The organism is Rhodococcus sp. P-2, assembly GCF_016598535.1.
In the GTDB taxonomy this organism is placed as follows: Bacteria; Actinomycetota; Actinomycetes; order Mycobacteriales; family Mycobacteriaceae; genus Rhodococcus_F; species Rhodococcus_F baikonurensis.
Window position 1 is genome coordinate 4073131 of record NZ_CP066779.1, and the last position, 23092, is coordinate 4096222.

Consider the following 23092-nt stretch of genomic DNA (forward strand, 5'->3'; position numbering starts at 1 on the left):
AATAGCCCCACTTGTAGCAGCATGTTGCCCTATGACGCCGCCGCCTTCGAAAAGTTCGAGTAAAACAGGTTCGACCACCACCCGAGCGCGTCCTGCTGCAGTGTTCGACGGATATTCAGACATCGGTCGCTACGAGTTGGCTTTCGACGAGATGTTCGAGCCCGACGGCTCGGTGCGTGCTCCGTACAAGGGCGTGTACAAAGCCCTGGCGCCGACGAGCAGCGCCGACCTCGCCGCGCGCGCAGACGCGCTCGGACGCGCATTCATCGATCAGGGCGTGACGTTCTCGCTGTCCGGGCAGGAACGACCCTTTCCGTTGGATCTGGTGCCACGCGTCATTGCCGCGCAGGAGTGGTCGCGCCTGGAAAAGGGCATCAAGCAGCGTGTGAAGGCACTCGAGCTGTTCCTTGCGGACATCTACGGCGAGCAGCGAATCCTGCGCGATCACGTCCTGCCTCGCCGCCTGGTCACCTCGTGTGAGCACTTCCATCGTGAAGCGGCGGGCATCGTTCCGCCCAACGGTGTGCGTATCCACGTCGCGGGTATCGACCTGGTCCGAGACGAGGCCGGAGAGTTCCGAGTTCTCGAGGACAACCTGCGATCTCCGTCCGGCGTCTCCTACGTGATGGAGAACCGTCGCACGATGACTCGGGTGTTCCCGGATCTGTTCATGTCCCACAAGGTGAGGGCGGTCGGTGATTACGCAACACACTTGCTCAGGGCGCTGCGTGCGGGTGCTGCACTCAACGAAGCGGACCCGACAGTGGTTGTTCTCACACCGGGTATCGCCAACTCCGCCTACTTCGAGCACTCGTTGCTCGCTCGTCAGATGGGCGTGGAACTCGTCGAAGGTCGCGACCTGTTCTGCCGCGACAACATGGTCTATATGCGCACGACGGAGGGCGAGCGCCAGGTAGACGTCATCTATCGCCGCATCGACGACGAGTATCTCGACCCGATGCACTTCCGTCCGGATTCGATTCTCGGCGTCGCCGGCCTGCTGAATGCGGCCCGAGCGGGCAACGTGGTGATCTCGAGCGCCGTCGGCAACGGAGTCGGTGACGACAAACTCGTCTATACCTACGTTCCGCAGATCATCGACTACTACCTCGGCGAGAAGCCGCTCTTGCAGAACGTCGACACATTCCGCTGTTGGTTGGACGAGGAGTGCGAGCAGGTCCTCGACCGCGTCTCCGAACTCGTCATCAAGCCGGTGGAAGGGTCTGGCGGCTACGGAATCGTCTTCGGGCCCGACGCGAGCCCCAAGGAACTGGCTGCGATCACCCGCAAGATCAAGGCAGACCCGCGCGGGTGGATCGCGCAGCCTCTCGTGCAGTTGTCCACGGTGCCGACCAAGATCGACGACGTTCTCTCGCCGCGACACGTGGACTTGCGACCCTTCGCGGTCAACGACGGTGAGGACGTGTGGGTGTTGCCCGGCGGCCTGACCCGGGTGGCGCTTCCGGAAGGTTCGCTGGTGGTCAACTCGAGCCAGGGCGGCGGAAGCAAGGACACGTGGGTGCTCGCAAGCCGCACCTCCGACGAGGATCCTGAGCTCTCCGGTGAGGAACTGGTGTCCGAGCCCCCGGAATCCGCGGAACCGGTGCAGGGCCCCGAACTGAGCACATCTCAACAACAACAGCAGCAACAGCAGTGAACACCTCAGAAGTGCCCAGCTACCAAGAACTATCAGCGAACGGAGCGTGGTGACCGATGCTTGCTCGCAACGCAGAGTCCCTCTACTGGATCGGCCGCTACGTCGAGCGCGCCGACGACACCGCTCGAATCCTCGACGTCGCCGTCCACCAACTGCTCGACGACGCCACCGTCGACCCGGACCGCACGTCGCGTCTGCTCCTGCGTGTCCTCGGCATCGAAGCGCCGGAGGAGAAGCTCGACGTACGCTCGCTCACCGATCTGGTTGCGTTCAGCCGCAATCAGGTTGGTTCGATCGTGGACTCGCTGGCAAGTGCGCGGGAGAACGCGCGCGGAGCGCGTGAGGTGACGTCGAGTGAGATGTGGGAGTGCCTGAACACCACGTACAACGGACTGGCCGAGCGTGAACGCGCGTCGCGCAGGCTGGGGCCGCACGAGTTCTTCCGCTACGTGGAGGAACGCGCAGCGATGTTCGCGGGCCTGGCGGATTCCACGCTCAGCCGCGACGACGGTTATCGGTTCCTTCTGCTTGGCAGGTCGATCGAACGTGTCGACATGATCGTGCGGATGCTCCTGGCGCGCGCCGGTGACCGCCCGTCCTCGCCGGCGTGGGTCAGTGTGCTGCGCTCGGCGGGTGCGCACGACACATATCTGCGTACGTATCGCGGAGCGCTCGACGCCAATCGGGTGGTCGAGTTCATCTTGTTGGACAGGCTCTTTCCGCGCTCGGTGTTCCACTCGATCAGGCAGGCCGAGAAGTGCCTGCAGGAACTAGACCCCCAGCCGGGCAGTCGTGTCGGAATCCGGGCTGAGGCGCCGCGGCTTCTCGGCCGCGCGCGCAGCGAGCTGGAGTTTCTGCCGCAGGGCGTGTTGCTCGAGGATCTGCAGGGGCGATTGCTCGGTTGGCAGGAAACCTGCCGCGAACTGGGTGAGGCAATTGCATTGCAGTACTTCCACGCTGCGCCGTGGGTCGCATGGACGGATGCCGGCGCCGCGTATGCGGATTCGACGGTGGAGGGAGAGCTGTGAGCTGGCGAATGAGGGTCGTGCACACCACGGGATATGCGTACGACGCCCCGGTGACGTCGTCGTACAACGAAGCGCGTTTGACGCCTCGCGGTGACACCAGGCAGACGGTGATTCTCACGCGCGTCGAAACGCAACCGGCAACGCGGTCCTACAGGTACACCGATTACTGGGGTACCGCGGTGACCGCGTTCGACTTGCACGCACCGCACACGGAGCTGGAAGTGACCGGACTGTCGGTAGTGGAGACGGAACCGTTCGTTCAACCCGAGGAAACCGTCGGCTGGGATGAATTGTCGGGTGAAGCGATTAAAGATCGATTCAACGAGCAACTGAGTTTCACGAGATATGTTCCGCGTGATCGGAAGCTGGCGACAATTGCCAAAGAATTGCGCAAAGATAAATCACCTGAAGATGCAGTAGTCGCTGCGTCGCAATGGGTTTACGGCGAAATGTCATATGTTCCGGGTACGACCGGAGTGCACACGTCGGCGGTCGAGGCCTGGTCGGCCAGGAAAGGTGTCTGCCAGGACTATGCGCATCTGACCTTGGTATTGCTTCGAACGATGGGCATACCGTGTCGTTATGTTTCCGGCTATCTCCACCCCAAACGTGATGCGGCAGTCGGGGACACGGTGGTCGGGGAATCGCACGCGTGGATCGAGGCGTGGACCGGCGCGTGGTGGGGATACGACCCGACCAATGCGATAGCTGTGAATGAACAGCACGTCTCGGTGGGAATAGGAAGGGACTATTCGGATGTGCCACCTTTGAAGGGAATCTTTTCCGGCGGTCGCTCCACAGATCTCGAAGTTGTTGTGGAGATCACCAGGCTTGCGTAAAGTCCGGCAAATCTAGGCGCGTGAGCATTACTACCGTTCGATGAGAAGAAGGTGGGAATATGTCTCCAACTGCACAGGAATTGACTGAGATCGAACCGATCTCGGATGTGAAGAAGTATGCGGCCGAAGCGGTGGGAACATTTGTGCTCGTGTTCTCCGCAGTCGGAACTGCCGTCTTCGCAGGAGCGAAAGTCGGCAATCTCGGAGTTGCCTTCGCATTCGGCTTGACCCTGCTGTTCCTCGTATATGCGATCGGACCGATTTCCGGTTGCCACGTCAACCCGGCAGTGACTCTCGGCCAATTCGTGATCGGGCGCATCTCGGCCGTCAATGCGGCGATTTACGTTGTCGCGCAGGTGATCGGCGGCTTGGTCGCCGGCGTCGTGATCTACACGGTTGCGAACAGTCTCCCGGCGTACAACCGTGCCGCAGACGGACTGGGCGCAAACGGTTGGGGCGCGCACAGTCCTTCGGCCGAGAAGAATCTTCTCGGACAGGTGGTTTCCGACGGTTACGGCATCGGTGCCGCCATGATCATCGAGATTCTCCTGACCGCTCTGCTCGTCTTCGTCGTTCTCGCGTCGACCGATCAGATCTCGGACGTACCGCTTGCCGGAGTGTCCATCGGCTTCACCCTGGCCGTGATCCACCTGATCTCGATCCCGATCGACAACACCTCCGTCAACCCCGCTCGAAGCCTCGCTGTCGCGCCGTTCCAGGACGGCGCACTGGGTCAGGTGTGGTTGTTCATCGTGTTCCCGCTGATCGGCGGCGCACTCGGTGCACTCATCTATCGAGCACTCTTCGGACGGTTCAACCGTATGGACAGCTGATCGAGACTGCTTCCATCCTTCGGGTCGGCTTCAGCTCCAGCTGAAGTCGGCCCGAAGTTTTGCCGCGACCGCGTCGAACTTCTTGTGATCCATGACGGCGCCCTCCCGGCGTATCCCGCTCTCGGGAACATCGAGCACTCGGTCGAGCCGAACCCAGCTTGGCCGGCCTTCGCCGTCCCACGGGCCCGAACCGATTGCGAGCCAGTCACGTTCACCCTCGCGCTTGCTCTGTGAAGACAACATCAAACCGAGCAGCGTGTCGCCGTCGCGGCCGACGACCAGCACCGGACGGTCTTTGCCCTGGGTCGGATCCTCTTCGTAGGCAACCCAGGTCCAGACGATCTCGCCGGGATCGGCCTTGCCGTCGAGGTCGGGGGAGTACTCCACCTTGCGGGCGCGATGCGCGGTCGGAGACGTCCGCGCGGCGATCGGGCGGCCCGACGGACCCGGCTTCGAGGCAGACGACTGAGACGTGGACGACTGCAACTGGCGCAGCAGTGCAGGCCCCTTCTCCACCGCGAGGGCGCCGAGGGTTCTGCCGATCTGCTTCCACATGCTTGCCATAGCGTTCGAGCATAATCACCCGCCCGTGGGAACCCCTGGTACGGCGGCGCCGAGACTTGGATATCCTGAGGGTTGACAGTGGCCCGGATCCGGGCCGGTGCCGGTCCGACTAAGGGGTCTCCCATCAGCAGCTTCGCCGACAAGACGTTCACGGATCCTGCGCAGATCCGGAACTTCTGCATCATCGCGCACATCGATCACGGTAAGTCGACGCTGGCAGATCGCATGCTTCAGCTCACTGGTGTGGTCGAAGAGCGGGCGATGCGTGCGCAGTACCTGGACCGAATGGACATCGAGCGTGAACGCGGCATCACCATCAAGGCCCAGAACGTTCGTCTGCCCTGGACCGTCGACGGCGAAGAGTTCGTCCTCCACCTCATCGACACTCCCGGCCACGTCGACTTCACGTACGAGGTCTCCCGTGCGCTCGAAGCGTGTGAGGGCGCAATTCTGCTGGTCGACGCTGCTCAGGGCATCGAGGCTCAGACGCTGGCCAACCTCTACCTGGCGATGGAGAAGGATCTCAAGATCATTCCCGTCCTCAACAAGATCGACCTCCCGGCCGCGGATCCCGACCGCTATGCCGAAGAGATCGCGCACATCACGGGCTGCGAGCCCGGCGATGTCCTGCGCGTCTCGGGCAAGACCGGCATGGGCGTCAAGGAACTGCTCGACGAGGTCATCAAGCAGGTGCCCGCGCCCGTCGGCGACGCTGACGGTCCCGCTCGCGCGATGATCTTCGACTCCGTCTACGACGCGTACCGCGGCGTGGTCACCTACGTGCGTGTGGTCGACGGTCGGATCCGTCCCCGCGAGAAGATCACGATGATGTCCACGGGCACCACACACGAACTGCTCGAGGTCGGCATCATCTCGCCCGAGCCGAAGGCCAGTATCGGTCTGGGCGTCGGCGAGGTGGGCTACCTCATCACGGGTGTGAAGGACGTCCGCCAGTCGCGCGTCGGTGACACCGTCACCACAACCCGCAACGGCGCGACCGAACCGCTGGTCGGCTACCGCGACCCCAAGCCGATGGTCTACTCCGGCCTCTACCCGATGGACGGCTCGGACTACCCGGTTCTGCGTGACGCTCTCGACAAGCTCCGTCTCAACGACGCGGCCCTGGCGTACGAGCCCGAGACGTCGGTTGCCCTCGGATTCGGCTTCCGCTGCGGCTTCCTCGGCCTGCTGCACATGGAGATCACCCGCGACCGCCTCGAGCGCGAGTTCGGCCTCGAACTGATTTCCACTGCACCCAACGTCGTCTACCGCGTCGTGATGGAGGACGGGGCCGAGGTCATCGTCACCAACCCGTCGTACTGGCCGGAAGGCAAGGTTCGCGAGGTCTACGAGCCCGTCGCCAAGTGCACCGTCATCGCGCCGAGCGAGTACGTCGGCGCCATCATGGAGCTGTGCCAGTCCCGTCGCGGTGAGCTCGGCGGTATGGACTACCTCTCCGAGACTCGCGTCGAACTGCGCTACGAACTGCCCATGGGCGAGATCATGTTCGACTTCTTCGACGCCCTCAAGTCCCGCACCAAGGGATACGCCAGCCTCGATTACGAGGAGGCCGGTGAGCAGCAGGCTGACCTCGTGAAGGTCGACATCCTTCTGCAGGGCGAGGCCGTCGACGCGTTCTCGTCGATCGTGCACCGCTCCAACGCCGGTGCTTACGGCGGACGCATGACGTCGAAGCTGCGTGAGCTGATCCCGCGCCAGCAGTTCGAGGTTCCCATCCAGGCCGCGATCGGCGCCAAGATCATCTCGCGCGAGAACATTCGCGCGATTCGCAAGGACGTTCTTGCTAAGTGCTACGGCGGCGACATCAGCCGTAAGCGCAAGCTGCTCGAGAAGCAGAAGGAAGGCAAGAAGCGCATGAAGACCATCGGACGCGTCGAGGTGCCTCAGGAAGCATTCGTCGCAGCCCTGACGTCGGAATCGGTCGGCGAGAAGCCCAAGAAGTAGGAGCGCATGGTCACCACCTGGTTGTCCCGAGAGTTCGGAATCGATATCCCCGTTCTCGGGGCACCCATGGGTGGCCGCGCGGGTGGCGCGCTCGCCGGAGCCGTGTCGGCGGCCGGCGGTTTGGGTCTGCTGGGCGCGGCCCGGTACAACACGCCGGAGTGGATCGAAGCGGAAGCCGAAGTCGCTCGGACCGCCGCCGGAAAATTCGGCGTCGGCCTGATGACGTGGTCGCTGCCCGAGAACGAGTTGATGCTCGATGCGGCAATTGCCGTCGAGCCGACCATGATCACCTTGTCGTTCGGTGATCCCGCCGCGTATGTCGGACGTATCCACGAGGCGGGCATTCCCGTTGTGTCCCAGATTAATACGCTCGAGGACCTTCGCATCGTCGAGGCCGCAGGTGTCGACGCGGTGATCGCACAGGGCGGTGAGGCAGGCGGCCACACCGGCCGGATCGGAACCTTGCCGCTGCTGCAGGAGATCCTCGAAGCGACGTCACTTCCGGTTCTGGCAGCCGGTGGAATCGGGACCGGCCGCGGTTTGGCCGCGGTTCTGGCTGCCGGCGGCGACGGCGTGATGATCGGAACGGCGCTGCTCGCCAGTCCGGAGACGGTCGGCCCGGGATATGCCCGCGACCGCGTCGTCGAAGCCGGAAGTGCGGACACCGTCTACACCTCCGTTTTCGACCGTGCTCGCAGTCAGCCGTGGCCCTCGCAGTGGGGTGGCCGTGCTGTGGCCAACGAGTTCACCGCAGCCTGGGACGGAGTCGACGCCGACGACGAAACGCTGGCACAGGCGTACGACCCGTCGGACCCGCACAGTGGAGTCGTCTATGCCGGAGAAGCAGTCGGACTCGTGCACGGAGCCCATCCTGCCGGAGACGTGGTTCGACGCATCGGCGCCGATGCGGAGCGTCTGCTCGCTCGTTTTGCCTGAAAGCAAGGTCGGACACGGCCGGGTCCCATATGAGAAGGTAAGCCTCTACTAACTAGTGGAGGAGTATTTTCGTGCGTGCGATGAAGTTCTCGGCAGTGGCGCTCTTGGGAGCACTGGTCGTGGGTATCAGCGGTTGTTCGTCTTCGGACGCCGACGAGATCGCGGACGGTCGGGTCACCACGATCGATCACAAGTTCGGCGCCACCACGATCACCGGGACGCCGACGCGCATCGTCGCGGCCGACACCCAGTGGCTCGACGCTCTGCTCGAGCTGGGAATCCAGCCGGTGGGTTACCTGTCCGCCGGACCGATGGGCGACGAGCGTGGCCTGTTCCCGTGGGAAAGCGGCGTGGACGCGTCGGCGAAGGAACTCGATCGCTCGGCGATCCAGCAGTTCGGTGTCCCGCTCAAAGCCGAAGAAATTGCAGCCTTGGATCCCGATCTGATTCTCGGCGGGTTCTCCGTCGCCGATCAGGACGATTTTGATCAGTTGAGCAAGATCGCTCCGACAATTGCGGGTCTGTCCGAGGTCCAGGTCGATCCGTGGCAGGACCAGGTGGAGATTCTCGGTCGAGTTCTCGACAAGGAGTCGCGAGCCGACGAGATCGTCGAGGCGACAAACGGGCAGATCGACGCGCTCGCACAGCGACTTCCCGGGCTGAAGGGTAAGACCGCTCTTTTGTCGCAGTACGTCTTCCCGACGTCGCAGTTGGTTATCGTCGCCGATCCCAAGGACGGTGCATCGGGACTGTTCACGCGCCTGGGAATGTCGTTGCCGCCCAAGCTGGTCGAAGAGGCCGGCGTCACCGGTGGACGACTGATGCTCAGCCCGGAACGAGTCGACGCGCTGAGTGCCGATGTAGTGGTGCTGCTGCCGAACGGCGGAACGCTGGACGACATGATGAAGTTGCCGGGGTTCGCTGACCTCCCCGCAGTCAAGAGCGGCGGTCTGGCCATCGTGGACTATCCGACTGTTGCCGGGCTGAACACTCCGTCGTCGCTGTCGGTGAAGTACTCACTCGAATCGATCACGCCGCAGCTCGAAGCGGTCGCCGGCTAGACCCGCTGTGCGCCTTTATTAACCGCGGGCGGTTAATAAAGGCGCACAGCAGGGGTCTAGGTTGCGTTGTGCGCGGGCTGGAAAGCTCCGGCCTCGGCAGCTTCCTCGGCACGGATCACGTGGACCACGGCGTTGATCAGCGCCAGGTGTGTGAACGCCTGCGGGAAGTTACCCAGATGACGACCGGTATGGGCGTCGATCTCCTCCGCGTACAGCTTGAGCGGGCTCGCGAACCCGAGCAGGCGCTCGCAGAGATGCTTTGCCCGATCCAGCTCGCCGATCTCGACGAGGGCGGAGACGAGCCAGAAGGAACAGATGGTGAACGTGCCCTCCTCGCCGCTCAATCCGTCGTCGGTGGTGTCGACGCGATAGCGCAGGACCAGCCCCTCCTCGGTGAGCTCGTCGGCGATCGCCAGCACTGTCGCCCGGATACGCGGGTCGTCGGCCGGCAGGAAGCGCAGCAGCGGTGCCAACAGGAGCGACGCGTCGAGTGAATCGTGTCCGTAGCGCTGCGTCAGAACTCCACGCGAGTCGACTCCGTGCGCAAGGATATCGGCCTTGATCTCGTCCGCGATGGCCGTCCATTGCTGCGCAAAGCTCTTCTCGCCCTGCATCTCTGCGAGCTTGGCACCGCGATCGAGTGCAACCCAACACATGATCTTCGACGACGTGAAGTGCTGCGGTTCACCGCGCACCTCCCAGATCCCGCGGTCGGGTTGGCGCCAGTGCTTGATCGCTTCCTCGACCTGCTTCTTGAGCAGAGGCCACAGTGCTTCGGGGACACGCTCGCGGGTACGGATGTGGAGGTACACCGAGTCGAGCATGGTGCCCCAGATGTCGTGCTGCTGTTGATCGAACGCCCCGTTGCCGATACGCACCGGACGGGCGCCGTCGTAGCCGGACAGATGGTTGAGTTCGGATTCCTCGAGCGTGCGCTCGCCGCCGATCCCGTACATCACCTGCAAGGGGTGCGGCTGACCGTTGTCCGAACTCGACACGTCGTAGATGAAGTTGAAGAAGTCGTTGGCCTCACGGTCCAACCCGAGTGTGTAGAGGCCCCACAGTGCAAAAGTGGAGTCGCGAACCCACGCGTAGCGGTAGTCCCAGTTACGTTCTCCGCCTGGTGTTTCCGGTAGCGAGGTCGTCGAAGCTGCGAGGAGGGCTCCGGTCGGTGCGTAGGTGAGGCCCTTGAGCGTGAGCGCACTGCGCTGCAGGTATCCGCGCCACGGGTGATCGGGGAACTTGCCGATCGTCACCCACTCACGCCACGACTTGGATGTCTGCCACATCTTGTCGGCGGCCTCGTCGAACGTCTGCGGCGCGGGAAGATCCGACCACGAGAGCGCGACGTAGACGTTGTCGCCTTCGACCAGCCGTGTTCGGGCCCTTGCCTCACGACCTTCCAGACCCAGTCGTAGGTCGGTGGTCAAGCGCAGAGTGGGATGGTCTCCAGGCTTTGCGGAGCGACACGTTGCCGTCGCCTCTTCGTAGACCTTTCCGGTGTACTCCCAATTCGCCGTGCCGCGGTGATAGTCGAACGCGGGCTCGCAGCTCATCTCGAGTTCGACGGTGCCGCTGACACATTTGACCGTACGGAGAAGGGTGTGTTCGGCATCCCAGTCCGTCGGTGTGCGCTTGTGGGTGTTCGATCGCTTGTCGACGTTGTGCCACGGGCCGAGAACCAGGGCGTCACGGACGACGAGCCAGCCGGTCTCGGTCTGCCAGGTGGTCTCGAGGATCAGTCCACCCGGGAGATAGCGTCTTGCCGCGGGCACGTTCTGGCCGTAAGGGCCGATACGGAAATGGCCTGCGCTGCGGTCGAGGATGGCACCGAACACGCTGGGGGAGTCCGGGCGGGGAACGCACATCCACTCGACAGATCCGTTGCGGGCAATCAGGCACGAGGTTTCGCAATCGGAAAGAAACGCGTAGTCGTCGATCGGGGGAAAGTTGCTTCGATGGTGACCCGTGGAGGCGGGAGGAATCGTCTGCACCACTTCGTCGTCAGCACTCATTCGGCCATCATCCGGCCAGAATCGACACACGTCCAATCCACACGCTGTCGGGACCTCGTCGCCCGAAGGATAGGGTGTTGGCGTGGAACGGATAGCGGATTGGTGGGACAGCTTCGAGCTGTGGATGGCGGGGCTCCCGTTCATCCCGCAGGTCGCGTTGGTCCTGATCGTCGTCGTTCCGCTGTGCCGCCTGGTGGCCATCGGTCTGGATCGCGCGTTGGCCGCCGTGCTCGCTCTGCCGCTCTTCGGCTGGTTGCGTAGGAATTCTCGAGAAGTAGAGGAAAGCTGATGCCCCGCTCACGGGTCACTCTCGCCCTGATCGCCCTGATTCTCCTCGTGATCGTCGCGTGGCTTCTCACCCGTTAGTTCTCCCGATTAGAGCGGTCGCCGGTGCTCTGCTAAAGTCCACCGCGTGTCCGAAGCAACAGCTCCCGTAATCCGCCACCAGTTGGCGTTGATTGCTGTCGGCATGCTCGACGTCGCTGACGTCGCCTGTTGTTGATTTCCTGAGTTCGACCTCTCCGGTGGTGCTGCGCACCCCACTCGAACTTCTCCGCGTGTAACTCGCGCCCCCCGATTCAGGGCTCTTTGCCCGTCGGCTCTCCATGTCTGAACGTCCCGATGGAATCAGCCCCAGAGGTCTCGGACTTGTCGTTTGCTCAACCCTCGTTTGTCAGTCCTTTCAGGAAGGTATCTGCAATGAAACGCCGTTCCCGCACACTTCTCACTGCTATCGCGACCATGGGGGCCGTGGTACTCACAGCGTGCAGTGGTGGCTCGAGCGACACCGTGGGTGGTGACAGCGCCGCCAGCGACGGTAGCGCCGGCACGATCAACCTGTTCGCCTACGCCGTGCCGAAGCCCGGCTTCGACAAGCTCACCGCAGCCTTCCAGGCCACCGACGAGGGCAAGAACGTCAACTTCAATCCTTCGTACGGCGCCTCGGGTGACCAGTCGCGCAAGGTGAAGGACGGCGCCGAGGCCGACTTCGTCAACTTCTCCGTCGAGCCCGACATCACCCGTCTGGTCGATGCCGGCCTGGTCGATCAGAACTGGAACCAGGACGCCTACAACGGAATTCCGTTCGGATCGGTAGTCACCATCGTGACTCGTCCGGGCAACCCGAAGGGCATCAAGGACTGGGACGACCTGCTCCAACCCGGCCTCGAGGTCGTCACGCCGAACCCCTTCAGTTCCGGCTCGGCCAAGTGGAACCTCTTGGCGCCCTATGCCGCCAAGAGTGACGGTGGCAAGAACCCGCAGGCGGGTCTCGACTACGTCACCGCCTTGGTCAACGATCATGTCAAGATCCAGCCCAAGTCGGGACGCGAGGCTTCGGAAGCCTTCCTGCAGGGCAGCGGTGACGTTCTGATCAGCTACGAGAACGAGGCACTGTTCATCGAAGGCAACGGCGACCCGGTCGAGCACGTCACCCCGCCCACGACCTTCAAGATCGAGAACCCCGTTGCCGTGATCTCGAACAGCAAGGTCCTCGACAAGGCGACCGCGTTCAAGGACTACCTGTACACGACCGAGGGCCAGACGCTCTGGGCCGAGGCAGGATTCCGTCCCGTCGATCCCGCAGTCGCTGCCAAGTTCACCGACAAGTTCCCCGAGCCGACCAAGCTGTGGACGATCGCAGACCTCGGTGGCTGGAAGGCCGTGGACAGTGCCCTGTTCACCAAGGACACCGGTTCGATCGCAGTGATCTACGACAACGCGACCAAGTAAGACTGACGTGACTGACACTATCGACCCCACCCCCGTGGCTCGTCGGCGAAAACTCGCGCGGGTCACGGGGAGTGTGGGGCCGCTCGGAATCGGTGTCACCACCCTGTGGCTCTCCGTGATCGTTCTGCTTCCGCTCGCCGCGTTGACCGCCACGGCGTTCGACGAGGGGATCTCCGGATTCTGGGACGCCGTCACCGCACCCGTTGCTTTGGCGTCGCTGCGCGTGACGTTGTTCGTCTCGATCATCGTGGCACTGATCAACGTCGTGATGGGCACGATCATCGCGTGGGTCCTGGTCCGGGACGAGTTTCCGGGCAAGCGCATCGTCAACTCGATGATCGATCTGCCGTTCGCTCTGCCGACGATCGTGGCGTCGATCGTGTTGCTGTCCCTATACGGACCGCAGTCGCCGATCGATATCCACCTCAACGCAACCCAGCCCGGACTGATCGTGGCTCTGGCTTTCGTGACCTTGCCGTTCGTCGTCCGTTCGGTGCAGCCGGTGCTGATGGAGGTCGACCGCGAAGTCGAGGAGGCAGCTGCGTCCTTGGGCGCTTCCAACTGGACGATCTTCCGCTCGGTCGTCCTTCCGACGCTGGCGCCTGCCGTCATCTCCGGCGCGGGACTCGCGTTCGCCCGCGCGATCGGTGAATACGGTTCGGTCGTCCTGATCGGCGGCAACATTCCGCGCGTGACGCAGATGACGTCGCAGTTCATTCAGCAGCAGATCGAGATCGATCGGCCTACCAACGCCGCCGCCGTCTCGGTAGCGTTGCTGGCCATCGCATTCGTGACGCTGTTCGTCCTGCGAATCTTCGCTTCGCGGGGACAGCGACGTGAGGAGAGTTCCCGATGAACGTGTCCAGAGGATCGAAAATCGGTCTGCGGACCATCGCTCTCGTCTACCTGTTCGTGTTGTTGGTCGTGCCGATCGGCGTGATCCTGACGCGAACGTTCGAAAACGGAATCGGCCCGTTCCTCGAATCGATCACGACGCCGGCAGCGATCTCCGCGCTGAATCTTTCGCTGATCATCGTGGCGATCGTGGTCCCGATCAACGTCGTGTTCGGTGTGGTCACGGCTCTGGCGCTCGTGCGTGGGCGTTTCCCGGGGCGGGGCGTACTGCAGTCGGTGGTCGACCTGCCCTTCGCAGTCTCGCCCGTCGTCGTCGGTGTGTCGTTGATCCTTCTGTGGGGTGCCAACGGTTGGTTCGGCGGCATCGAATCGTTGGGGTTCAAGGTCATCTTCGGTTTGCCCGGCATGGTGATCGCGACGATTTTCGTGACGCTGCCCTTCGTCGTCCGGGAAGTCGAACCCGTACTTCACGAGATCGGCGACGAGCAGGAACAAGCTGCCGCGACGCTCGGTGCCTCGGGCTGGCAGACGTTCTGGCGGATCACCTTGCCCGCGATCCGCTGGGGCCTGACATACGGAATCGTGTTGACGGTGGCGCGTTCGCTCGGTGAATTCGGCGCAGTCATCATGGTCTCTTCCGGCTTCCCCGGGGTATCCCAGACACTGACATTGCTGGTGCATTCGCGATACATCGACGACCACAACACCTTTGGTGCGTATTCGGCGGCAACGCTGCTGATGGGCATCGCCATCATTGTCCTGTTGCTGATGACGCTGCTGGACCGTAAGAGGAGCACCACATGATCACAGTGACCGGGGCCCGCAAGAACTACGGTGATTTCGCGGCGCTCGACGACGTGACGGTCAACATTCCCTCGGGTTCGTTGACGGCATTGCTCGGGCCCAGTGGGTCGGGAAAGTCGACGTTGCTGCGTTCGATCGCAGGGCTCGAAGAACTCGATTCGGGAACCATCACCATCGCAGGCAAGGACGTCACCGGCGTCTCGCCGCAGAAGCGAGACATCGGTTTCGTGTTCCAGCACTACGCGGCGTTCAAGCACATGACGGTGCGGGACAACGTGGCGTTCGGGCTCAAGATCCGCAAGCGCCCGAAGCCGGAGATCGAGAAGAAGGTCAACGAACTACTGGGGATCGTCGGCCTCGACGGCTTTCAGCATCGGTACCCGGCGCAGCTGTCCGGTGGTCAGCGTCAGCGCATGGCGTTGGCGCGCGCTCTGGCTGTCGACCCGCAGGTACTTCTGCTCGACGAGCCCTTCGGCGCGCTCGACGCGAAGGTTCGTGCCGACCTGCGCACCTGGTTGCGTCGTCTGCACGACGAGGTGCACGTCACCACCGTTCTGGTCACCCACGACCAGGAGGAGGCTCTCGACGTGGCAGACCGTATCGCGGTGCTGAACAAGGGTCGGATCGAGCAGATCGGCGAACCAGCCGACCTGTACGACCGCCCGTCGAACGACTTCGTGATGTCCTTCCTCGGATCCGTCGCGAAGCTCAACGGGCAGCTGGTTCGTCCGCACGACATCCGCCTCGGCCGCGATCCGAGCATGGCTCTCGCTCAGGAGTCCGGAACGGCCGAGTCCCTGGGCGTCACACGCGCCACCGTCGAGCGCGTCGTCTACCTCGGCTTCGAGGTTCGAGTGGACCTGCGCAACGAGGCAACGGGCGAGCTCTTCTCGGCTCAGGTCACGCGCGGTGACAGTGCAGCGCTGCACCTCGAGGCGGGGGAGACGGTGTACGCCCGGGCAACCCGGGTGCCGGATCTGCCGGAGACTCCGGTGTCGACGCCGGTGCAGGAGCCGGTCACGGTGAGTGTCGTCGGCCAGGTATGACCCGCTCGCCCTGATTGCCCAGTTCTACCCCCACCCATAGCTGAGCGAACGGCACTTTCGGTCTCCTGATGGCGCCGAACGTGCCGTTCGCTCAGAAACCGGGGGTCGGGAAACAGCGAAAGAGTTCAGCCCTCGCGGCAGACGAGGACCGGGCACTGGGCGTGGTGGATCAGGCTCTGACTGGTCGATCCGACGATCGACGCCATGAACGGGCTGCGGCCATGGCTGCCGACGACTACGAGTTGCGCCTCCGCCGAATGCTCGAGCAGCGCTTTCATCGGTCCGCTGCGTTGGACACTGCGGGTGACGTCGACGTCGGGGTACTTCTCCGTCCACCCGGCGAGGCACTCGGACAACAGAGCGTGCTCGTGCTGCTCGTACGGCCCCCAGTCCACGAAGCGCCTGGCTTCGGAATACCCGCCCAGCGAGGCGTGCTCGTTCCACGTGTGGACCGCAACCAACGGTGCGCCGAGGAACGCGGCAAACTCGAAAGCGTGTGCCACGGCTAGTTCACTGAGCTTGCTTCCGTCGACGCCGACGACGATGGGCCTGGTGTCGGCTGTCGCGTGATCACCGTTGCCGCGGAAGACAGCCACGGGACAGTGTGCCCGGTTGACCACCCGAATGGTGTCGGACCCGAGAAACACCGATTGCATCTCGCTCGTACCCGCCTGACCCAGCGCAACGATGCGGGCGGATTTCGACAGCTCGACGAGTGTGGTTGCGGGAGTGCCGGTCACGAGGCCGCGTTCGATGGTGACGTCGGTGTGGTCATCGCGGATGGCGTCCTCGGCCTCGTCGAGAAGTTTGGCACCCTCGACGCGAAGGTGGTGGTCGAACATCTCTTCGTCGGTGACGTTGGTACCGCCACCGGACTCGGGTTGTCCTGGCAGCACGTGGGTCAGCCGCAGTGGTTCGTCGAATCTCTTTGCAGCCGATGCTGCCCACCTCGCGGCATTGACCGCGCTTGCCGAGCCGTCGATACCGGCCACGATTCCGTGTCGAACAGATGCACTGGTCATGGAAGTCTCCTCGCGTCGCCTCCCTACCAGTGTGTCCCTGCTCACCCCAGGTTCGCTACAAACTGGTCAGCTCCCGTGTGGCGAGAACGTCGGTAGGTACCGCTGCGCGAGATCGACGCGGGCGCAACGACAACAGAGCGGTGATGAATCCGTTACCAGGCAGTGTCAGTTCCACGTTCTTCAACACGGTTCGGCGCATCAACGCGAGCAGAGCTGCGACGCCGGTGACAGCCATCCACATCGGTAGTGGGTACAGCGTCAGGCGTTCACCCAAGCCGAAGGTGAGGGTTCGTCCGAGAAGCAGTACGGCGCCGACGATTCCGGTTGCTGCGCACAGTCCTGACCACACTGCGATCCACTTGCTGTGCTTCCAGAACTGAATTGCCATGAGTACGAGTACGGCATGACGGGCGACGAAGCCCGGAAGTACTGCGGTCCAGTGAACGAAGGTCCCGTCGTTGGCCGGGAAGAGTCCGGTAGCCGCGGTGCTCAATGCAACGACGACGGCAAGACCGAGAATCCACTTTTTCGCACGACCGTCCGGAATGTACTTGTGTAGCAAGGCCGCACCGAGGATGGTGAGCGCACCGAGGATCATGAAAGCCGCGTTCATGACGTCGTGCATCGGCGAACACGAATCCACGCTGCATGTCGTCACACCCAGTGAACTGATGGAGTCACGCGCGAAGCTGTACGGCGTCTTCCAGGCTCCGGCCGTGAAGATTTCGACAAGCAGGTAAAGCACCGACAGGACCCATGCGATGCCGGCTGTGCCGAGGCGAAGATTGTGAGTGATGGTGTTCCCTCTCGCGGCGCTCTGAGGGGATTGCACCCAAAGATCTGTTTCGCAGGCGAAGGAGGTACCTTCGCGGGCTGGACAGATCCAACACTACGGTAACAATCTGATAACGGCCTGTGAAACCGGATCAGGCGGAGCGGACCAGACGGTCGGGTAGTGCATCAGCGACTTGTCGGTAACGGTCGATCATCGTTTCGATCAGTAGAGAGTGCCCACCGATCGTGTCGGCGAAACGCGCGCGCGGACACGCCGTTGCTGCGGCAGCGCTGAGTCGATCGGTCAGCAGGCCGGGAGCCAAGAACCACGGTGCGACGACAACGCGTTCTGCGCCGTCCTGCTCGAGAGCGGAGATCGCCTGGGCAACTGTCGGTTCCGCAGACGTGGCGAAACAGATTCGAACACCCGACCAGTTGGTTCCGGTCAGAAGCGTGGAGGCCAATTCTGAGGTCGCGGCATTGGCGCGCGCGTCGGACGAGCCGACTGCCGCGAGAGCGACACCGACCGACGGATCATCCGGCCGTGCACCTGCTTCGAGAATTCGCTCGCGCACCGCTTCGATCAGCCGAGCATCGCGACCCAGTACGTCTGCTTGGAACACGGTCAGTTGGGGGTGGCGCACCGCGGCAGCGGCCAAGAGCCCCGGCAGATCTACCCGAGCATGGAAGGCGTTGCCCAGCAGCATCGGAACAACAACGGCGTGAGTATGGCCGTCGTGTGCAACTCCGTCCAGGACCTGATCGATGGACGGTGCATTGAGATCGAGAAACGCCAGCCGGACATCGAGGTCTGGCCGGGCTTCACGAAGAGCCGCTACGGCAGCCGTGATCACCCGAGCAGAACGGGGATCACGGCTGCCGTGAGCAACAGCAATGAGCGGAACCATCGTCTTAGACGCGCTCGCCCAATTCGACAGCGGAAATGACGTCGCCGACGAGGCCTGCGGCGAGAGTGTTTCCACCGGCGGGATCGATCAGCAGGAAGCTGCCGGTGTGGCGATTGACGGCGTAGTCGTCGGCCACGATCGGCTCGGCCACCCGGATCGAGATCTTGCCGATCTCGTTGAGCTCGAGCGTTTCCGGGCCCTGATCCGTGGTGAGATCCTGCTCGTTGAATCGCTCCACCAAGCTGCCGACGATGGCCTGCGTCGTGCGCGTGCCGTGCTTGAGCAGCAAGCGTGCACCGGGGCGCAGCGGCTTCTCGGCCAGCCAGCAGACGGTGGCGTCGAATTCGCCGATCGGCTCGGGTGCGTCAGACGGTGAGGCGATGGTGTCGCCGCGGGATACGTCGACGTCGTCGGCCAGGATCAGTGTGACACTGCGCCCGGCGTGGGCGACGTCCAGTTCACCGTCGGCCGTGTCGATACGAGTAACGGTGGTGCGCGTACCCGAGGGCAGGATCACCACTTCGTCGCCGGGTACGACGGAACCGGCAGCGACCTGACCGGCGTATCCCCGGTAGTCGAGGAACTCGGCGGTGCGGGGGCGGATCACGTACTGCACCGGGAAGCGCAGGCCGACGCGATGCGGCTCGGCGTCGACCGGAATCGACTCGAGGTGCTCGATCAGCGTGGGGCCGGTGTAGTACGGGGTCTTGTCGGAGCGGATGGCGACGTTGTCACCGTGCAGTGCCGACACCGGGATCTCGACGACGTCTTCGCTTGCCCAGCCCAGTGAGCTGGTGAGTTCGTTGAACTCGGCGGAGATCGAGGTGAAGACCTCTTCCGGGTTCTCGACGAGGTCGATCTTGTTCACGGCGAGGACGAGCTTCGGGACACCGAGCAACGCCAGAACCGCTGCGTGCCTACGAGTCTGCGCGATGACACCCTTGCGGGCATCGACCAGCAGGATCACGAGCTGAGCCGTCGAGGCACCGGACACCGTGTTGCGGGTGTACTGCACGTGGCCCGGTGTATCGGCCAGCACGAAGGTGCGCTTGGGGGTCGCGAAGTAGCGGTACGCCACGTCGATGGTGATGCCCTGCTCACGCTCGGCGCGCAGACCGTCCACCAGCAGTGAGAGGTCAGGGGTGTCGAGACCGCGGTCCACCGACGCACGGGTCACGGCGTCGATCTGGTCGGCGAGAACGGATTTCGTGTCGTACAACAGGCGGCCCACGAGGGTGGACTTTCCGTCGTCGACACTGCCGGCAGTTGCCAGTCTGAGCAGATCGCTCATCAGAAGTAGCCCTCTCGCTTGCGGTCTTCCATGGCCGCTTCGGAAACTCGGTCGTCGCCACGGGTCGCGCCGCGCTCGGTCAAACGTGATGCTGCAACCTCGGCGAGAATCGCTTCGTTGTCAGCCGCATCGGAGAGAACAGCACCGGTGGTCGAACCGTCGCCGACGGTGCGGTAACGCACCGAAAGGGTCTGCAGCTCTTCGCCGTCAGCCGGACCACCCCAGACTCCGGGGGTCATCCACATGCCGTCGCGCTGGTACACCGGACGCTGGTGGGCGTAGTAGATGCTGGCGAGTTCGACGTTGTCGCGAGCGATGTAACGCCAGATGTCCAGCTCCGTGAAGTTGCTGAGCGGGAAGACGCGCACCTGCTCGCCGGGGGAGTGGCGACCGTTGTAGAGGTTCCACAGTTCCGGGCGCTGCTTCTTGGGGTCCCACTGGCCGAAAGCGTTGCGCAGCGAGAAGATCCGCTCCTTGGCGCGGGCGCGCTCCTCGTCGCGGCGAGCACCACCGAAGACGGCGTCGAAGCGGTTCTCGGAAATCGCGTCCAGCAACGGAACGGTCTGCAGCGGGTTGCGAATACCGTCGGGGCGCTCGGTGAGGCGACCGTCCGCGATGTACTCCTCGACGCTCGCCACGTGCAGGCGCAGGTTGTACTTCGCCACGACGTGGTCGCGGAAGTCGAGAACTTCCTGCAGGTTGTGGCCGGTATCGACGTGCAGCAGGGTGAACGGCAGCGGCGCAGGCCAGAAGGCCTTGATCGCCAGATGCAGCAGCACGGTGGAGTCCTTACCGCCCGAGAAGAGAATGACCGGGCGTTCGAACTCGCCGGCCACCTCTCGGAAGATGTGGATCGCTTCGGACTCGAGGGCGTCGAGAGTATCGAACTGTGTGCCGTCGAGCTGAGGACGTGAAAGTGTCAAGTCAACTGTCATGATGCGTGCAACCCGCATTCTGTCTTGGAGGCACCGGCCCAACGACCGCTACGCGGATCGCTGCCGGGGGCTGGCTTGCTGGTGCAGGGTGCGCAGCCGATGGACGGATAGCCCTCGTCGACAAGAGGATTGACGAGGATGGAATTGGTGTCGATGTAGTTCTGCATCTCCTCGTCCGACCACGGAGCGATCGGGTTGATCTTCACGAGTCCGAAGGCCTCGTCGAAGGAGATCAGGGGAGCGTTGGCGCGGGTGGGCGCTTCGACGCGGCGGATGCCGGTCACCCACGCGCTGTAGCCGGACAGTGTCTGCTTGAGGGGCGCGACCTTGCGCAATGCGCAGCAGCGGTTGGGATCACGGGCGAACAGATCCTTGCCCTCGGCGACATCCTGCTCGGCAACGCTCGCCAGCGCGCGTGCATTGATGACGTTGACGCCGTAGACCTGCTCGACCGCGTCACGCGTGCCGATGGTCTCGGGGAAGTGGTAGCCGGTGTCGAGGAAGAGTACGTCGACGCCCGGATGAACTTGTGCGGCAAGGTGAACCAGCACCCCATCCTGCATGTTCGACGCAACAATGTAAGAGTCACCGAACGTGTCCTCGGTCCACTGCAACAGTTCCTGTGCGCTGGCGCCGTCGAGTTCCACGGCACCGCGCTCGGCGATGGACCGAAGCTCGTCGGCAGTTGCTCGCGAAATGTCCACTGTCATCGCAAATCTCCTTCGTCTGCGCGCACTGCCCATTCGGCGAACCGTTCACCTTCGTTGCGGTTCTTCACGAACTGACGTACGACGCGGTCGATGTAGTCACCCATCTCGACGCTGGTGACCTTGTGCTGGCGCAGCTTGCGTCCGAAGGCGCTGTCGAATCCGAGGCTGCCTCCCAGATGAACCTGGAAACCCTCGACTTGATTCCCCTCACCGTCGTCGACGAGCTGGCCCTTGAAGCCGATGTCGGCGATCTGCGAGCGAGCGCAGGAGTTGGGGCAACCGTTGATGTTGATGGTGATCGGCACGTCGAGCTGGCTGTTGATGTCGGCGAGACGCTGCTCGAGTTCGGGCACGAGCACCTGCGAACGCTTGCGGGTCTCGGCGAACGAGAGCTTGCAGAACTCGATGCCGGAGCAGGCCATCAGGTTCTTGCGCCAGTGCGACGGACGGGCGGGAAGGCCCAGCGCGTCGAGATCGGCGATGAGCGGCTCGAGCGTCTCGTCTGCGACGTCGAGGATGATCAGCTTCTGGTACGGCGTGAAGCGGATCCGGTCGCTGCCGGCCTTCTCGGCGGCGTCGGCGACCTGAGCCAGGATGTCTCCCGAGACGCGGCCGGCGATCGGAGCGAAACCGACTGCGTTGTGGCCGTTGCGGGTCTTCTGGATGCCGACGTGATCGATCGGGCGCTTGGGCTTCTCCGGCGCGGGGCCGTCGATGAGCGGGCGCTTCAGGTACTCGGTCTCGAGAACCTCGCGGAACTTCTCGATCCCCCAGTCCTTGATGAGAAATTTGAGCCTTGCCTTCGCGCGCAGACGACGGTAGCCGTAGTCACGGAAGATCGAGACGACACCTTCCCAGACATCGGGGACCTCGTCGAGCGGAATCCAGGCGCCGACGCGCTGCGCCAGCATCGGGTTGGTGGACAGTCCGCCGCCGACCCAGAGGTCGAGGCCCGGGCCGTGCTCGGGGTGGTTCACGCCGATGAAGGCAATGTCGTTGATCTCGTGAACGACGTCCTGCTGACCGGAGATGGCGGTCTTGAACTTGCGCGGCAGGTTGGAGTACTTGGGGTCGCCGATGTAGCGGCGCACGATCTCGTCGATCGCCGGGGTGGGATCGAGGACCTCGTCGAGCGATTCGCCGGCCAGGGGAGAACCGAGGACGACGCGGGGGCAGTCACCGCACGCTTCGGTGGTCTTGAGTCCGACGGCTTCGAGGCGCTTCCAGATCTCCGGGACGTTCTCGACCTCGATCCAGTGGAACTGGACGTTTTCGCGGTCGGACAGGTCGGCGGTGTTCCGGCCGAATTCCTTCGAGATGCCGGCGATGGTGCGCAGCTGCTCGACGTTGAGAGCGCCGGCGTCGCAACGCACGCGCATCATGAAGTATTTGGCCTCGAGCAGGTCGATGTTCTCGTCGCCGGTGAAGGTGCCGTCGTAGCCTTCTTCGCGCTGGGTGTAGAGACCCCACCAGCGGAAGCGGCCGCGAAGGTCGCTCTTGTCGATGCTGTCGAAGCCCTGCTTGGAGTAGATGTTCTCGATGCGGGCCCGAACGTTGAGCGGGTTGTCGTCCTTCTTGGCCTGCTCGTTGGCGTTGAGCGGCTCGCGGTAACCGAGGGCCCACTGACCTTCGGCGCGACGCTTGGCGGGACGCGCAGCGCGTGCAGGCCGGGCTTCGGCGGGTGCTGCCGAATCGGCGGGTGTGGCGGCGTCGGTGGTCGACGTCATCGATGAACTCCTGGATCTGGGCGGTTGATCGGCACGCGGCACGCACTTTCGACGAACTGTGGCGGTGTCTGATCGGGACGCACCGGTCCGTGTCGGAAATCGAGGGGGCTGTCCTCGGTCTCGGAAAGCTCGCGGCCGGCAGGTGTGCTCACTAAAACGAACAGCTGGAGAAGCTGCGTCCCTGAAAAGGCATGTCCCTGAAAAGGCATGTCTCTGCAGAGAGTGTTTTGGCGAAGCAGATGGAGATGAGCGGGAAAGGCTGGAAGATCAGTGAAAGATCAACAGCTACACAGGTGCAGACACGACGAGCTGCACACACGCTTGAAGTCGACATGGCGACGCGCCACAAGTCGCACTCCGAGTCCGGTCATGCGGACCATTGTGCCACGTC

22 protein-coding genes are annotated in these 23092 nt (G+C 63.4%); 13 read left to right on the forward strand and 9 right to left on the reverse strand.

Annotated elements, in window-relative coordinates; genetic code table 11:
* The first annotated feature begins 31 nt into the window (after nt 1-31).
* Genes I7X09_RS19250 through I7X09_RS19265 form a run of 4 tightly spaced genes read left to right on the forward strand, consistent with a single transcriptional unit; the run spans nt 32 to nt 4357 of the window.
* Nucleotides 32-1657, forward strand: coding sequence for a circularly permuted type 2 ATP-grasp protein (locus I7X09_RS19250; RefSeq protein WP_166811456.1), 1626 nt, complete (start codon nt 32-34; stop codon nt 1655-1657).
* A gap of 56 nt (nt 1658-1713) precedes the next feature.
* Nucleotides 1714-2685: an alpha-E domain-containing protein gene (locus tag I7X09_RS19255; RefSeq protein WP_095969748.1), complete on the forward strand. Its 972-nt coding sequence runs from the start codon at nt 1714-1716 to the stop codon at nt 2683-2685.
* A gap of 8 nt (nt 2686-2693) precedes the next feature.
* Complete coding sequence (locus I7X09_RS19260) at nt 2694-3524, forward strand: transglutaminase family protein (protein WP_200317929.1); 831 nt, start codon at nt 2694-2696, stop codon at nt 3522-3524.
* A 59-nt stretch (nt 3525-3583) separates the two neighbouring features.
* Nucleotides 3584-4357, forward strand: a complete 774-nt coding sequence (locus I7X09_RS19265; protein WP_042952240.1) for an aquaporin — start codon at nt 3584-3586, stop codon at nt 4355-4357.
* A 30-nt stretch (nt 4358-4387) separates the two neighbouring features.
* Here the strand turns inward: I7X09_RS19265 and I7X09_RS19270 are convergent, their stop codons facing one another.
* Nucleotides 4388-4921 (reverse strand): type II toxin-antitoxin system PemK/MazF family toxin, encoded by a 534-nt coding sequence (locus tag I7X09_RS19270; protein WP_030536620.1) that lies wholly within the window; start codon nt 4919-4921, stop codon nt 4388-4390.
* Nucleotides 4922-4993: 72 nt separating this feature from the next.
* Here I7X09_RS19270 and lepA point away from each other — a divergent pair, with 72 nt between their 5' ends.
* The 3 genes from lepA (at nt 4994) to I7X09_RS19285 (ending at nt 8883) form a co-directional block, all read left to right on the forward strand.
* Nucleotides 4994-6886: a translation elongation factor 4 gene (lepA, locus tag I7X09_RS19275; protein ID WP_003944564.1), complete on the forward strand. Its 1893-nt coding sequence runs from the start codon at nt 4994-4996 to the stop codon at nt 6884-6886.
* Nucleotides 6887-6892: 6 nt separating this feature from the next.
* Nucleotides 6893-7822 (forward strand): NAD(P)H-dependent flavin oxidoreductase, encoded by a 930-nt coding sequence (locus I7X09_RS19280; RefSeq protein WP_200313305.1) that lies wholly within the window; start codon nt 6893-6895, stop codon nt 7820-7822.
* Nucleotides 7823-7902: 80 nt separating this feature from the next.
* The gene (locus tag I7X09_RS19285) at nt 7903-8883 is read left to right on the forward strand and encodes an ABC transporter substrate-binding protein (protein WP_234036964.1); all 981 of its coding nucleotides are present in this window, start codon (nt 7903-7905) and stop codon (nt 8881-8883) included.
* 56 nt (nt 8884-8939) lie between these two features.
* On the opposite strand, the gene I7X09_RS19290 is transcribed toward I7X09_RS19285, so the two are convergent.
* The gene (locus tag I7X09_RS19290; protein WP_003944557.1) at nt 8940-10898 is read right to left on the reverse strand and encodes a glycoside hydrolase family 15 protein; all 1959 of its coding nucleotides are present in this window, start codon (nt 10896-10898) and stop codon (nt 8940-8942) included.
* Nucleotides 10899-10980: 82 nt separating this feature from the next.
* Between I7X09_RS19290 and I7X09_RS19295 the strand changes: the two genes are divergently transcribed.
* The 6 genes from I7X09_RS19295 (at nt 10981) to I7X09_RS19315 (ending at nt 15334) form a co-directional block, all read left to right on the forward strand.
* Nucleotides 10981-11187 (forward strand): hypothetical protein, encoded by a 207-nt coding sequence (locus tag I7X09_RS19295; protein ID WP_095969753.1) that lies wholly within the window; start codon nt 10981-10983, stop codon nt 11185-11187.
* Between the two features lie 123 nt (nt 11188-11310).
* Nucleotides 11311-11400, forward strand: coding sequence for an Ms4533A family Cys-rich leader peptide (locus tag I7X09_RS29685; RefSeq protein WP_309599318.1), 90 nt, complete (start codon nt 11311-11313; stop codon nt 11398-11400).
* Nucleotides 11401-11597: 197 nt separating this feature from the next.
* Nucleotides 11598-12629 (forward strand): sulfate ABC transporter substrate-binding protein, encoded by a 1032-nt coding sequence (locus I7X09_RS19300; protein WP_003944569.1) that lies wholly within the window; start codon nt 11598-11600, stop codon nt 12627-12629.
* A 7-nt stretch (nt 12630-12636) separates the two neighbouring features.
* Nucleotides 12637-13485: a sulfate ABC transporter permease subunit CysT gene (gene cysT, locus I7X09_RS19305; RefSeq protein ID WP_200313307.1), complete on the forward strand. Its 849-nt coding sequence runs from the start codon at nt 12637-12639 to the stop codon at nt 13483-13485.
* Nucleotides 13482-14288: a sulfate ABC transporter permease subunit CysW gene (gene cysW, locus I7X09_RS19310; RefSeq protein WP_003944503.1), complete on the forward strand. Its 807-nt coding sequence runs from the start codon at nt 13482-13484 to the stop codon at nt 14286-14288. The genes cysT and cysW overlap by 4 nt, the downstream gene beginning before the upstream one ends.
* Nucleotides 14285-15334, forward strand: coding sequence for a sulfate/molybdate ABC transporter ATP-binding protein (locus I7X09_RS19315; RefSeq protein WP_007731046.1), 1050 nt, complete (start codon nt 14285-14287; stop codon nt 15332-15334). Before cysW ends, I7X09_RS19315 begins: the two co-directional genes overlap by 4 nt.
* Before the next feature lie 125 nt (nt 15335-15459).
* Here the strand turns inward: I7X09_RS19315 and I7X09_RS19320 are convergent, their stop codons facing one another.
* From I7X09_RS19320 to I7X09_RS19350, 7 genes are all read right to left on the reverse strand, one after another.
* Entirely contained in the window at nt 15460-16356 is an 897-nt protein-coding gene (locus tag I7X09_RS19320) for a universal stress protein (RefSeq protein ID WP_095969755.1), read from the reverse strand.
* Nucleotides 16357-16411: 55 nt separating this feature from the next.
* Nucleotides 16412-17188, reverse strand: a complete 777-nt coding sequence (locus tag I7X09_RS19325) for a DUF998 domain-containing protein (protein ID WP_200313308.1) — start codon at nt 17186-17188, stop codon at nt 16412-16414.
* A gap of 94 nt (nt 17189-17282) precedes the next feature.
* On the reverse strand, nt 17283-18038 hold the full coding sequence (locus I7X09_RS19330) for a sirohydrochlorin chelatase (RefSeq protein WP_095969757.1): 756 nt from the start codon (nt 18036-18038) through the stop codon (nt 17283-17285).
* A 4-nt stretch (nt 18039-18042) separates the two neighbouring features.
* A complete protein-coding gene (locus tag I7X09_RS19335; protein ID WP_095969758.1) occupies nt 18043-19329 on the reverse strand; it encodes a sulfate adenylyltransferase subunit 1 in 1287 nt (428 codons plus the stop codon).
* Nucleotides 19329-20264 (reverse strand): sulfate adenylyltransferase subunit CysD, encoded by a 936-nt coding sequence (cysD, locus tag I7X09_RS19340; protein WP_020908199.1) that lies wholly within the window; start codon nt 20262-20264, stop codon nt 19329-19331. Before cysD ends, I7X09_RS19335 begins: the two co-directional genes overlap by 1 nt.
* The gene (locus tag I7X09_RS19345) at nt 20261-20974 is read right to left on the reverse strand and encodes a phosphoadenylyl-sulfate reductase (RefSeq protein WP_042924073.1); all 714 of its coding nucleotides are present in this window, start codon (nt 20972-20974) and stop codon (nt 20261-20263) included. The genes cysD and I7X09_RS19345 overlap by 4 nt, the downstream gene beginning before the upstream one ends.
* The gene (locus I7X09_RS19350; protein WP_200313309.1) at nt 20971-22701 is read right to left on the reverse strand and encodes a nitrite/sulfite reductase; all 1731 of its coding nucleotides are present in this window, start codon (nt 22699-22701) and stop codon (nt 20971-20973) included. Before I7X09_RS19350 ends, I7X09_RS19345 begins: the two co-directional genes overlap by 4 nt.
* Nucleotides 22702-23092 lie beyond the last annotated feature (391 nt).